General features: G+C 58.0%; 8 protein-coding genes, 1 tRNA gene and 1 pseudogene. 4 read left to right on the top strand and 6 right to left on the bottom strand.

The features are described from left to right. Window positions 1-21: 21 nt before the first annotated feature. The 3 genes and pseudogenes from VOI23_RS09845 to VOI23_RS09855 all read right to left on the bottom strand — a co-directional run. A pseudogene (locus tag VOI23_RS09845) lies at window positions 22-348 on the bottom strand (TfoX/Sxy family protein); the annotation flags it as partial. A gap of 34 nt (window positions 349-382) precedes the next feature. Next, the gene (locus VOI23_RS09850; RefSeq protein ID WP_323784592.1) at window positions 383-505 is read right to left on the bottom strand and encodes a hypothetical protein; all 123 of its coding nucleotides are present in this window, start codon (window positions 503-505) and stop codon (window positions 383-385) included. A gap of 209 nt (window positions 506-714) precedes the next feature. Next, complete coding sequence (locus VOI23_RS09855) at window positions 715-2,340, bottom strand: long-chain-fatty-acid--CoA ligase (protein ID WP_323784593.1); 1,626 nt, start codon at window positions 2,338-2,340, stop codon at window positions 715-717. A gap of 220 nt (window positions 2,341-2,560) precedes the next feature. Between VOI23_RS09855 and VOI23_RS09860 the strand changes: the two genes are divergently transcribed. Then, window positions 2,561-2,636 (top strand) — tRNA-Ile (locus VOI23_RS09860). Window positions 2,637-3,028: 392 nt separating this feature from the next. On the opposite strand, the gene VOI23_RS09865 is transcribed toward VOI23_RS09860, so the two are convergent. The 3 genes from VOI23_RS09865 to VOI23_RS09875 form a co-directional block, all read right to left on the bottom strand. After that, a complete protein-coding gene (locus tag VOI23_RS09865; protein WP_323784595.1) occupies window positions 3,029-4,639 on the bottom strand; it encodes a methyl-accepting chemotaxis protein in 1,611 nt (536 codons plus the stop codon). 282 nt (window positions 4,640-4,921) lie between these two features. Beyond that, window positions 4,922-5,779: a 3-keto-5-aminohexanoate cleavage protein gene (locus tag VOI23_RS09870; protein ID WP_323784596.1), complete on the bottom strand. Its 858-nt coding sequence runs from the start codon at window positions 5,777-5,779 to the stop codon at window positions 4,922-4,924. A gap of 10 nt (window positions 5,780-5,789) precedes the next feature. Further along, the gene (locus VOI23_RS09875) at window positions 5,790-6,446 is read right to left on the bottom strand and encodes a glutathione S-transferase (RefSeq protein ID WP_323784597.1); all 657 of its coding nucleotides are present in this window, start codon (window positions 6,444-6,446) and stop codon (window positions 5,790-5,792) included. A gap of 147 nt (window positions 6,447-6,593) precedes the next feature. Here VOI23_RS09875 and VOI23_RS09880 point away from each other — a divergent pair, with 147 nt between their 5' ends. From VOI23_RS09880 to VOI23_RS09890, 3 genes are all read left to right on the top strand, one after another. Beyond that, the gene (locus VOI23_RS09880) at window positions 6,594-8,207 is read left to right on the top strand and encodes an acyl-CoA carboxylase subunit beta (RefSeq protein WP_323784599.1); all 1,614 of its coding nucleotides are present in this window, start codon (window positions 6,594-6,596) and stop codon (window positions 8,205-8,207) included. Between the two features lie 14 nt (window positions 8,208-8,221). Beyond that, window positions 8,222-10,174 (top strand): acetyl-CoA carboxylase biotin carboxylase subunit, encoded by a 1,953-nt coding sequence (locus tag VOI23_RS09885; protein ID WP_323784600.1) that lies wholly within the window; start codon window positions 8,222-8,224, stop codon window positions 10,172-10,174. 246 nt (window positions 10,175-10,420) lie between these two features. Continuing rightward, a complete protein-coding gene (locus tag VOI23_RS09890) occupies window positions 10,421-12,643 on the top strand; it encodes an NADP-dependent isocitrate dehydrogenase (protein ID WP_323784602.1) in 2,223 nt (740 codons plus the stop codon). Window positions 12,644-12,648: the final 5 nt, after the last annotated feature.

The raw sequence follows: 12,648 nt of genomic DNA on the forward strand, positions 1-12,648 counted from the left end.
GGGTGTCACCCGAGCCGGGTTTTTTTTAATGACGCCGATTGCATCCAGTGCTTTTTCAAGTTCGGTTGCGTGCGAGGCAACAAGCTTTGTTTCGGCTTTGATCGCGTCGAAACGGACGCGCAGGGCGTCTTTTTCCGATCCCTGGCAATCGTTCCAAGGACGTCCCTGCAATCCCATGACCAGCGCATAATAGCCGATGAAATGGGGGCGGGTGCCACTGACAAGCAGGCGGGCATAGGCGGCGTCGGCGCCAAGGGCGCGAAGGGCCTCGGCCGAATGGATGCCGGCGCGGGCGCAGGCTTGTTCGACGGCGGGGCCGAGATTGCGGATCGAGCTAACGGGCGTCATGCACTCTTTTAACGCAAGACCTCAATACGGTCACTCAGATGATCGCGTAGTCGGGATAGACCGGATGATATTTGTCGGGCTTACCTGTGTGCGGTTTGGGGACCTGCTGCGATGTCGGAGCCACCGGTTTGTCCGGGGGGCGCAGTGAATTGGTCATAACTCATACTCCTAACAAGTTCGGACCTGGTTTGGATAAAGCCAGGCCATGTTTCAGGGTAGTCTGAGTCTGTCAGATGTTTCTGGCGCGCAAATGGGGGCAAAAGGGTCAAATTCAGGCAATATCATGCCGAAAAGTTTAACGATATGCGTCCAAAAGAGGGTCCCCGGCACGGGTGGGCCATGCCGGGGACGAAGCATTGATCAAGTTTAAACAGCCTCGATCAATACATCTCCGTATTCGTCGCGCAGCTTGTTCTTGAGCACCTTACCGGTGCCGCCGATGGGCAAAGCGTCGACGAAAATCACCCGATCGGGGATCTGCCATTTGGCAATCTTGCCTTCGTAGAAGGCCAGCAGCTCTTCTTCGCTGGGGTTGGCCCCGGTGACAGGCAGGACCACCAGAACCGGGCGTTCGTCCCATTTTTCATGCCGCGCTGCGATAGCGGCAGCATTGGCAACGCCGGGATGACCGATGGCGATATTTTCCAGCTCGACGGTGGAAATCCATTCGCCGCCCGATTTGATAATATCCTTGCTGCGGTCGCGGATGATCATGAAACCATCCGGGTCAATGGTGGCGACATCGCCGGTGTCGAACCAGCCGTCCAAGGTCAGAGCGGTCTTTTCCACCTTGAAATAGGTGTCGACGATCCAATGGCCGCGGATCTGCAGCTCACCTTGCGTTTCACCATCGTTTGGCAGGACGTGACCTTCGTCATCAACGATGCGCAGTTCGACGCCAAAGGGCGGGCGGCCTTGACCTTCGCGGATCTTGTTCTGTTCGTCTTCACTCAGCGTCTCATGCTTTTTCAGAAGCTTGTTCATGGTGCCCAGCGGGCTGGTTTCCGACATACCCCAGGCATGCATCACCTCAACCCCGTATTTTTCGCGGAATGCGGTGATCATCGAGGGCGGGCAGGCTGATCCGCCGATTACAGTCCGGGTCAGGGATTCGGCCATGCTGCCCAGTTTTTCCAGCGATTGCAGCAGACCCATCCAGATCGTCGGCACGCCAAGCGCCAGCGTCACCTTTTCCTGATCGATCAGTTTGACCAGGCTGTCGCCATCCAGGTTCGGTCCCGGCAGCACCAGCTTGCTACCGGCGGCCGGGGCCATATAGGGAATGCCCCAAGCGTTGACGTGGAACATCGGAACTACCGGCATGACGCTTTCACGCGCCGAAAGCGCCAACCCGTCGGGCTGATTGCCGGCAATCGAATGCAGCACGGTGGACCGATGGGTATAAAGCACGCCCTTGGGATTGCCCGTCGTGCCCGACGTATAGCAGAGCGAGGACGAGCTATTTTCGTCGATCTCGGGCCAGACATAATCGTCTTCGCCGGTTTCGATCAACTCGTCATAGAATTTCAGTCCCGGCACCATTGCCGCTGCTTCTTCGTTGCGCGGTCCCATCAACACTACGTGGCGCAGGGTTTTCAGGTGTTCGCCCAGCTTGGCCACGACCGGAAGGAAGGTGCTGTCGAGAAACAGAACCTTATCTTCGGCATGGTTAATGATGTAGATCAGCTGTTCTGGAAACAGACGCGGATTGATCGTGTGACAGATCATACCGGCCCCGGCGACGCCGAAGTAGATTTCCAGGTGTCGCATGTTGTTCCAAGCGATCGTTGCGCAGCGGTCGCCCTTTTCAATTCCAAGCGCTTCCAGTGCTGAGGCCAGCTTGCGCGCCCTGAGCTCAACTTCGCCCCAGTTGGAGCGATAGAGCCCACCATCGGTTTCCACCGATACGACCTCGGTTCCGGCGTGATAGCGCGCGGCATGGGCGATCAGCGAACTGATGGTCAGTTGCTGCGTGATCATTTTTCCAAGCATTGGATCCTCCTGTCTGGTCCATCCCACCCGCGCAGTGGCGCAGGCCCCGTCTTCGGGCGGGAAGTGAAACGATCAGTTCAATTTTGTCCAGATAGGGGCAGTCCGCAACGCAGCGTCAAAAGACCGGTTTACGCTGCGGAAATTGACCTTAGCTCAATCTGGAAGCTGTCGCCATCGTGCTTGACGCTTTGAGATGCTCCGCATAATCAGGGGGCAAGGTGGGCCTGTAGCTCAACGGTTAGAGCAGAGCGCTCATAACGCTTTGGTTGCGGGTTCAAATCCTGCCGGGCCTACCAATTTATTTTTGTGATTATTTTCAGCTGCTTGCGCTGTAAAGTATCCCGCGAAATTCTGAAATTGGCATACTTTGCCACTCCATCGCATCCCATTTTCAACATCGCGGCGAGTCTGCTCCGCTGTACGTCCTGCTTGTGTTTTGTAATGTGTTCGCCTGCGTATGACCGTGGATGGTTATGATCTGGTATTGGTTGCAGCCTTCTTGGGCCAGTGACCGGTTGCCATGCGGATATCGTGGCTTGCAGGGCCGGTCACTCCGCTTTTGCTCTTTTTGGCCTATTTGTGACAGGTCGCTGGGCAGACGTCCTGTCTGAATTTACCACCTCAGTAACGTTCATAAAAGCGATGTGGCGCTTGAGGCACCACATCGCTTGAACTGCCGAAGTCCGTGCTAAGCGGCTTTGGCCTGATGCTGCGTTTCTTTTGGCCTGAAATCAGCATTCGCGTCGCCTTTTGCCGATGACGGGGTCGGAACCGAAGCCGGCTTAGAGGCGATGTCTTGCACGTCTCCGTTATCGACGATGAAAGTCGCGACAGTGTCTTTCAGGGCGTCGGATTGGGCCGAAAGTTCCTCGGCTGTTGCCGACATTTCCTCGGACGAAGCGTTGGTTTCCTGCGATACGGCATCGAGGTCATGGATCGACTGGCTGATCTGGGTCATGCCGACGGAAATTTCAGAATTGGCAGCCGAAATACCGCTGATCAAATCGGCGGTGCGTTCGATATCGGGGACCAGCGTGTCGAGCATTTCCATTGCTTGGTCGGCTGCCTCTACCGTGCTGCCTGACAGTCGGTCGATTTCGGTCGCCGCTTCCTGGCTGCGCTCGGCCAACTTTCTGACTTCCGAGGCAACCACAGCGAAACCGCGGCCATGTTCCCCGGCGCGGGCCGCTTCGACAGCAGCATTCAGTGCCAGCAGATCGGTTTGCCGGGCAATTTCCTGTATCACTTGGATGCGGTCGATGATGGTGGCCATGCCGCTCAACGCTTTTTCCATTGCGGTGCCGCTTTGCCGTGCGCCAGCGGCAGATTTCATCGCAATGTCCCGCGTATCCTGTGCGTCCTGTGAGGTGCGACCGATATTGGCGGTCATTTCTTCAACGGCGCTTGATACTTCTTCGGTGGCGCTGGCCTGCTTCATCGCTGCCCCACTGAGCGCGATCGAGGTTTCAGCCAATTGTCCCGATCCTAACGACACGTTGGCCGCGCTGAAACCTACATCTGAGACGATGGACCGGAGGCTGCCGACCATTGCGTTGAGATTGTCCAGCAGGTCTCCCAGTTCGTTTCTTTCTTTATGTTCGGCGGTTTGGGTCAGGTCACCCTCAGCAACCTTCCGGCTGAGCGTAATGGCCCAGGTCAGACCGCGGTTGAGTTTGCGGGTGATCTGCGCCGCCATGATCGTGCTGATCAGAATCGTTAATCCGATCAGCCCCGCCAACATTTCCCAAGTGGTATGATATTCGGCATCTGTTTGTACCAGAGATTGGTGCATTGCGGCGTCTTCTGTGGCCAATGTGGCGTCGATCAACGCGATCATCGCGTCATGATATGTCTTGCTTTCGTCTCGTAACTTGCGCGCTGCGGCCATGACACTACCGGATTTTGCCTTTTCCATCACGGTATGATCCATTCGCTGCATGTCATCCTTGATCTGTTCGAATGCATTCAGGAAGTCTAGCTTTTCGGGCGGGGCTCCGTCCCGGGCTTTGGCGATCAGTGCCGACTCATTGGCCTCCAGTGCTTCTAATTCGGTCTGCAGAGATTTCCGGATTTCCGGATCCCTGTTCAGTAGGTAATCCCGGACAACAACCTGTATTTCCTCTTGAATTCTACCCAGTTTCTCGATTTCAACCACGGTTTTGAACTCTGTATTCACGAGCGTTTCGTTCCGTTCTTTCATCTGGCGCAGTTCGTGTAGCGCGACTGCGCCAAGACCGACCGAGAAGGAGCACAGGACGAAAAATGTTATCGTTAAACGTGTTCTTATTTTTAGACGCATATCAAGGTTTCCGTGCAATGAATCGCTGTTGTATTCAATTAGAACGGATAGTTGGATTTATTGTATAGAATGGATGTACCTTTGATAGGGCGGTGCGGACTTCACATAAAACACGAAGTTTTCTAACGTTTCCTGCAAAATGCCTGAGATTCAGATGCTTAAAGGTTGCACGCTTCGCGACTGCTGGTCGCTTTTTCAAGTGAGGCGCTACCGCCGCCATTTTCAACCATAACGGTTTATTCTCTCGAATTCACATCCGCGGGCGCCGGTGGCCGATTTTATTCAGATCCCGAGAATTTCGCGGGTTTCTTCAGGTGAGGCGATCTCGCGACCGGCTTCCCGTGCGGTGTTGGCTATGGCTTCGATCAAAGCGCCGTTCGAATTCACTTTTTGTCCGTCGGGTAAATAGAACGTGTCTTCTAAACCGGTGCGCAGATGCCCCCCAAGTTCAGCGGTCATACGGTGCAGCGGCCAGATATCGTCTCGCCCGATGGCGGTGACCTGCCAGCGGCTGTCTTCAGGGGCGAGATCTGCCAAAATCGGCAACAGGTCAGTCCGCGCGGGTTGGCCGGATGCCACGCCCATCACGAAATTCATTTGCGCGGTGCCGGTAAACATCCCCGCCGCGCGGTACATGCCGACGCTACGTACGATGCCGGTGTCGAAACATTCGAATTCGGGGATCGCGCCGGCGCCGGTGATGGCGTCGATGAAATTCTGCACCTTTTCCACCGGATTGTCGAACAGCATCGGCGGCCAGGCCCAGTCGCCATTGGCCTTTATTTTCAGGTAGTTTAACGATCCAGCATTGCAGGCGGCCATTTCCGGTCGCGTGGCCGTCACCACGTCCAAAGCGGGCTGGTAATCAGGGCCCACCGTACCGGTGGTGTGGTTGATGATCACGCCGGGGCAGGCGTCGCGGATCGCCTGCTGCACCTGCCGCGACAGGCCGATATCCCAGCTGGGCAGGTGACCCTTGCCGGGCGCTTGCTGGCGCAGGTGGATATGCATGACGCTCGCCCCGGCGTCATAGGCGCGCTTTGCCTCTTCGGCCATTTCTTCGGGTGTGACCGGGATATGGTGCTGGGCGGGGTTGGTCAGAACGCCGTTGAGGGCGCAGGTAAGGATCGCCTTGGACATGTTGGGCCTTTCAGAACGGCATCGGGGGCAGGTTTTCGGCCTTTGCCCCGGCGCGTTGCCGGGACTTGGCGCGCTGATAGGCGGGCCGCGAGGTCAGCCCGTCGAACCAGCGTAGGGTTTCGGGGGGCAGGTCGTCGCGCAGCCCCAGCAGAACCGCCAGTTCGATCGCGTAATGCACCGCGATATCGGCCATGGTGAAGCCCGTTTGCAGCAGCGTGTCGCGCCCGTCCGACAGCAGGGGCTCCAGCAGTTTCAGCCGCGCAAGGAACCAAAGCCGGTAATCCTCGGCGGCCTGCGGCAGGCGGCGGTCTTCGGGCTCCATCCGCGAATAGCGCAGGTAGATCGTCTGCGGAAAGGTCAGCGTTGCCTCGCCGTGATGCAGCCAGTTCAGGTAGGCGCCGAATTCGCCATGTTCAGTCGGCACTGCGAAACGGCCCTGACCGTGGCGCAGCGACAGATAGTGCAGCATGGCGCAGCTTTCGGTCATTCGCGTGTCGCCATCGACCAGCAGCGGGATCGTGCCCAGCGGGTTTTCGGCGAAATAGTCCTTGCGGGACGCGCGCGGCGGGAAGGGCAGCATTTTCAGCTCAAAGTCCAGCCCCAGTTCTTCCAGTGCCCAAAGCGGTCGGAAACTGCGCGCATCTTCGCAATGCCAGAGTGTCAGCATGTCAGGTTCTCCTTGCGCCCAATATGGACGGATCAAATTGGCGGACTTGCGCTGAAAGGCTGAATTCACAGCCAACCGGCGCAAGTTGATCCGGATTTCGCTAGGATAGGCTGAAACCGGCATTGTCCCAAGCAAGAGGTTGCGCCGATGGCAAAACTGAACAGCACCATTTTCCCCGCATCCGAGGGGTTCGTCAGGAACCGGGCGCATATGCTTGGACTGTTGGACGAGATGCGTGAGATCGAAACGCGCACGGTGTTGGCCTCGGAACGAGCGCGGGAAAAGTTTGAGAAACGCCAGCAACTGCTACCGCGCGACAGGGTGGCGCTGTTGTTGGACCCGGGGCGGCCCTTTGTCGAACTGTCGAAGCTGGCCGGTTACGGGCTGGACAATAGGGATAGGGATAAATCGGTGGCGGGCGGCGGGGTGATCGCCGGGATCGGATATGTCTCGGGCATCCGCTGTATGGTTGCGGCGTCCGATTCCGGTATTGCCGCCGGATCGTTGCAGCCGATGGGGCTGGAAAAACAGATGCGGGCGCAGGAAATCGCGTTGGAAAACAAACTACCCTTCGTGCAACTGGTGGAAAGCGCCGGGGCCAACCTGATGTCCTACCGGGTAGAGGATTTCGTGCGCGGCGGTGGGTTTTTCCGCAATTTCGCCCGGTTATCGGCGGCGGGCTTGCCGGTGGTGACGGTGACACATGGCAGTTCCACCGCAGGGGGAGCCTATCAGACCGGGCTGTCGGATTACATCATCATGGTGCGCGGTCGCACCCGGGCGTTCTTGGCCGGACCGCCCTTGTTGAAAGCCGCGACCGGCGAAATCGCCAGCGAAGAAGATCTGGGCGGAGCCGAAATGCACACTGGCATCTCGGGGTTGGGCGATTACCTGGCCGAGGATGATCGCCACGCCATTGGGCTGGCTCGCGACATCATGGCAGGATTCGATTGGTCACACGAGGTCGAGCCGAGGGACTTTGAGGCCCCAGCCTATGACAGCTCGGAATTGTTGGGCATCATGCCGGAAGATTATCGTCAGCCGGTCGATATGCGGGAGGTGATCGCGCGGGTCGTGGACGGGTCTGGGTTTACCGAATTTGGTGCCCGCTACGGATCCGCTACTGTCTGTGGCAATGCCCGCATTGCCGGTTGGCCAATCGGTATCATTACCAATAACGGCCCCATCGACCCTGCCGGGGCCTCCAAGGCGACTCATTTTATCCAGACCTGTTGCCAAGCCGGAACTCCGATCCTCTATCTCAACAACACAACCGGATACATGGTGGGCCGATCATATGAAGAAGCGGGGATGATCAAACATGGCTCCAAGATGATCCAGGCGGTGACCAATGCCACCGTGCCACAATTTACGATCTATTGCGGTGCGTCGTTCGGTGCTGGGAATTACGGCATGTGCGGCCGCGGGTTTCAGCCCCGGTTCTGCTTCTCATGGCCGAATGCGAAAACCGCCGTGATGGGCGGTGAACAGGCGGCGGGTACAATGGAAGTAGTGCAGCGCACCCGGGCCGAACGGACCGGTCAACCGGTGGATGACGCGCAAATGCAGACGATGAAGAACAAAATCGTCGAAACCTTTGATGGTCAGATGAGCGCCTTCTACACTTCGGCCCGCTTGCTGGATGACGGGGTCATCGATCCGCGCGATACACGCTCGCTATTGGTCGAATTGATGAAGATTGCCCGCGCAGGTGACGCGCGGCAACCTAATCCAATGCAATTTGCCGTGGCGCGGCCCTGAGCGGAGACGAAACGATGCAGGACACCCCGTTTCAAAAGTTGCTGATCGCTAATCGCGGTGAAATCGCGCTGCGGATCATGCGCACGGCGCGGCGCATGGGACTGGCCACGGTGGCAGTCTATTCCGATGCTGACCGGGATGCGCCTCATGTGCGTTATGCCGATCAGGCGGTACATATCGGCGGCGCGGCGCCATCGGACAGTTATCTGAATAGCGAAGCGATCCTGCGGGCGGCCAAGGATACTGCCGCCGATGCGGTGCATCCCGGCTACGGGTTTCTGGCCGAAAACGCGGATTTCGCCGCATCCTGCGCCGCAGCGGCGCTGGTTTTTGTTGGACCGTCGGCAGACACGATCCGCCGGATGGGCGACAAATCGTCAGCCAAGGCCGCAATGATCGAGGCAGGTGTGCCTTGCGTGCCAGGATTTCTCGGGGATGATCAATCGCCGCTCGGTCTGCGACGCGAGGCGGAAAAGCTGGGCTTTCCGGTAATGATCAAGGCCCGGGCTGGTGGCGGCGGGCGCGGGATGCGGCTGATTATCCGCTACGAAGATTTCGACGCCGGATTGCGCAGTGCCAAATCCGAAGCGCTCAGCGCGTTCGGCGATGATGGTATATTGCTGGAAAGGGCGATCGAAACACCGCGCCATGTGGAGGTGCAGATCCTCGCAGATCGGCAAGGCAATGTGATCCATTTGGGCGAACGCGATTGTTCCGTGCAGCGGCGTCATCAGAAATTGATTGAGGAAAGCCCGTCACCCGCCGTGGATGCCGATCTGCGTGACCGGATGGGGCGCGCTTCGGTCAGGGCAGCACAGGCGATTGGCTATGAGGGGGCAGGGACCTTCGAATATCTGCTGGACGGTCAGGGCAAGTTCTATTTCATGGAAATGAACACAAGGCTGCAGGTGGAACATCCGGTGACCGAAGCCTTGACCGGGCTTGATCTGGTCGACTGGCAGCTACGCATCGCAATGGGCGAAGATCTGACGCTGGCACAAGCCGATGTGAAGCTGGAGGGCCATGCCATCGAGGTTCGGCTTTGCGCTGAAGACCCAGGCCGGGATTTCCTGCCGCAAAGCGGACGGGTGCTGAATTGGCAACCGGCGCTGGATTTGCGGGTCGATCATGCATTGGCTGACGGAACCGAGATACCGGAACAGTATGATTCCATGATCGCCAAGCTGATCGCACATGGTCCGAGCAGGGAAAGCGCACGGCGGCGGCTGATCGCAGGGCTGACGCAGACCATCGTAGCCGGTGTGCGGACAAATCAGGGCTTTCTGAGCGATTGCCTGACCCTCCCGGTTTTCGTTGAAGGGGCTGTGACAACCGGGTTTGTAGCGCAGAACGAAACCAAATTGCTGCCCGATAAAACCGCAGATGAAACGGATGTGGCCATGATAGTGGCCGCAATTCTGGCCGTAGGGGACGGGACGGCATTGCCGCACCGCTATGCGGTGCCGGTCAGGCTGGGTCGGAATGACAAAACGTTCGAAGCCAGGGTCACTGTCGAACGGAACGGACAATGCGAAGTCGCGCTGGGCGACGCCTACGGCACGTTGCAACTCTCAACTTTGACCGGCGGCGCGGTGCGTCTCCGGCGCGGTGGCCAGCAACAGACCGTCCATCTGAGCCGGGATGGGAACACTGTTTGGCTTCATCAACAGGGCCGGTCCTGGGATTTCACCGATCTCAGTCATTTACCGGTTCATCTGACAAATACGGCGGGAACCGGACAGATCGCTGCGTCGATGAACGGCACGGTGTCCGCTGTTGCGGTCACATTGGGGCAGCGGGTGACAAAAGGGCATGTTCTTGTGGTGCTGGAAGCGATGAAAATGGAACATATGCAGCCCTCTGATGTCTGTGGTGCCGTGTCCGCAATCCATGTCGAACCGGGCAGTCAGGTTACGGCGCATAGCGTGTTGGTCGAAGTGTCACCGGAAGACCCAATCGGCGAATAGGGTTCAATCGGGTAAGGAATGTCGTGGTTGAATTCGGCCTGAACGCGACCGTGGCATCATGTCCGCAAAGATTTCGCCAATGGCGAATTGATCTTTTTGACCTCGTCCTCTATTGCAGGCGTGAAATCCAAAGCCTGAAAGCTGTGTCAGCCCGATATGGCCGATTGCACCACGCATTTTCCGGATTGCAGTGCCGCTGCAGTTCATCAACCACACCACCCTGAAAAAAATAGAAAGGTAGAAAAAATGGCTGAGAAATCGAACCCCGACATTTTGTATACCATTGTAGACGAAGCGCCCGAGCTGGCCTCGGCCTCGTTCCTGCCGATCATCCGTACCTTTGCCTCGGCTGCCGGGGTGAGCGTTGGGACCAAGGATATTTCTCTGGCGGGTCGTCTGCTTGCGACCTTCCCGGAAAACCTGACCGACGACCAGCGTCAAAGCGACGATCTGGCCGAACTTGGCGAGTTGGTGAAGACGCCGGATGCCAACGTGATCAAGCTGCCGAACATTTCGGCATCGGTACCGCAGCTGGTCGCGGCTGTCACTGAACTGCAATCGCAGGGCTATGACATTCCGAATTATCCCGAAGACCCCAAAACCGACGAAGAAAAAGCGATCCGCGCCCGTTTTGACGCGATCAAGGGATCGGCTGTGAACCCGGTTCTGCGCGAAGGCAATTCTGACCGCCGGGCTGCCAAAGCTGTTAAAAACTACGCGCAAAAAAATCCGCACCGGATGGGCGTATGGGCATCCGACAGCAAGACCCATGTATCTTCGATGCCGGGCAACGATTTCTATGCCAATGAGGTCTCGGCGACACTGACCGCAGATCAGGCGGGCGACGCGAAGATCGAATTCGTGGGCAAGGACGGCGCGGTCACCGTGCTCAAAGACAAATGGCCGCTGATCGAGGGCGAAGTGGTCGACGCCACTTTCATGAGCGCGAAAGCGCTGAGCGTCTTCTTGGCCGATGAAATCGAGGCCAGCAAGAAAGACGGCGTGCTGTTCTCAATCCACCTGAAGGCCACGATGATGAAGGTGTCGGACCCGATCATCTTCGGTCACGCGGTCAAGGCTTGGCTGGCCCCGATCTTCGACAAATACGGTGATGCGCTGGCCGCGGCAGGGGTGAACCCGAATTCCGGCATGGGCGACGTTCTGGATCGCATCGCGGACATGGACAACGCCGCCGAAATCCTGGCCGATATCGATGCGCTGAACGCTGATCGTCCGGCGATGTACATGGTGAATTCCGACAAAGGCATCACCAACCTGCACGTGCCTTCGGACGTGATCATCGACGCCTCGATGCCGGCGCTGATCCGCGCTGGCGGCAAGGGCTGGGGTCCGGACGGCAACGAGGCAGACACCAACTGCATCATCCCCGACAATTGCTATGCCACGGTCTATGACGAAGCGATTGAATTCTTCAAGACCAATGGTGCACTGAACCCGGCCACAGCAGGTACCGTGCAAAACGTCGGCCTGATGGCGCAGAAAGCAGAAGAATACGGATCGCACCCGACCACGTTCGAAGCCCCCGCCGATGGCAGCATTCGCGTCGTTCTGGCCAATGGCGACGTCCTGCATTCTCTGGATGTTGAGGCGGGTGATATCTGGCGCGCCTGCACCGCGAAAAAGGCACCGATCGAAAACTGGATTCAACTGGCTCTTGATCGTCAGCGGCTGACCGGATTTGAGTCGATTTTCTGGTTGGATGAAAATCGCGCCCATGACGCCGAACTGATCAAATACGTACGTCCCGCGCTGGACGCGGCGGGCGTTGCCGACAAGTTCCAAATCATGGCCCCGCGTGAAGCAACCCGCGCGTCGCTGGAAACCATCACCGCCGGCAAGGATAGCATCGCCATCACAGGCAACGTGTTGCGCGATTACCTGACCGACCTGTTCCCGATCTTGGAATTGGGCACTTCGGCCAAGATGTTGTCGATCGTCAAGCTGATGAATGGCGGCGGCATGTTTGAAACCGGCGCTGGCGGGTCGGCCCCGAAACATGTGCAGCAGCTGGTTGAAGAAAACCATCTGCGGTGGGATTCGATGGGCGAATTCTGTGCGCTGTCGGAATCGCTGAACTTCCTTGCCGACAGCAAGGGCAACGCTAAGGCTGGTGTGCTGGGCACAGCCGCCGAAGCGGCAACCCAAGGTATTCTGGACGATAACCGGTCGCCGTCGCGCAAAGTGGGGGAACCGGACAACCGCGACAGCCATTACTGGTTCGCCCGCTACTGGGCCGAAGCCTTGGCCGCGCAGACGGACGATGCTGAACTGGCTGCCCATTTCGCCCCGATTGCAAAGGAACTGGCAGAGAAGGAAACGGCAATCCTGTCCGAACTGGCCGCTGCGCAGGGCGGTGCTGCCGAAATCGGCGGGTATTACCACCCCTCAATGGATTTGAAGACCAAAGTGATGCGTCCGAGCGCCACGCTGAACGCCATCATCGGCTAAGGTTC

This window comes from Thalassovita sp. (genome assembly GCF_034670005.1).
Lineage (GTDB): Bacteria > Pseudomonadota > Alphaproteobacteria > Rhodobacterales > Rhodobacteraceae > Thalassobius.

Excerpts from the sequence above, each read along its gene's own strand:
- VOI23_RS09850 (WP_323784592.1), bottom strand. The coding sequence starts at position 505 with ATGACCAATTCACTGCGCCCCCCGGACAAACCGGTGGCTCCGACATCG.
- VOI23_RS09855 (WP_323784593.1), bottom strand. The coding sequence starts at position 2,340 with ATGCTTGGAAAAATGATCACGCAGCAACTGACCATCAGTTCGCTGATC.
- VOI23_RS09865 (WP_323784595.1), bottom strand. The coding sequence starts at position 4,639 with ATGCGTCTAAAAATAAGAACACGTTTAACGATAACATTTTTCGTCCTG.
- VOI23_RS09870 (WP_323784596.1), bottom strand. The coding sequence starts at position 5,779 with ATGTCCAAGGCGATCCTTACCTGCGCCCTCAACGGCGTTCTGACCAAC.
- VOI23_RS09875 (WP_323784597.1), bottom strand. The coding sequence starts at position 6,446 with ATGCTGACACTCTGGCATTGCGAAGATGCGCGCAGTTTCCGACCGCTT.
- VOI23_RS09880 (WP_323784599.1), top strand. The coding sequence starts at position 6,594 with ATGGCAAAACTGAACAGCACCATTTTCCCCGCATCCGAGGGGTTCGTC.
- VOI23_RS09885 (WP_323784600.1), top strand. The coding sequence starts at position 8,222 with ATGCAGGACACCCCGTTTCAAAAGTTGCTGATCGCTAATCGCGGTGAA.
- VOI23_RS09890 (WP_323784602.1), top strand. The coding sequence starts at position 10,421 with ATGGCTGAGAAATCGAACCCCGACATTTTGTATACCATTGTAGACGAA.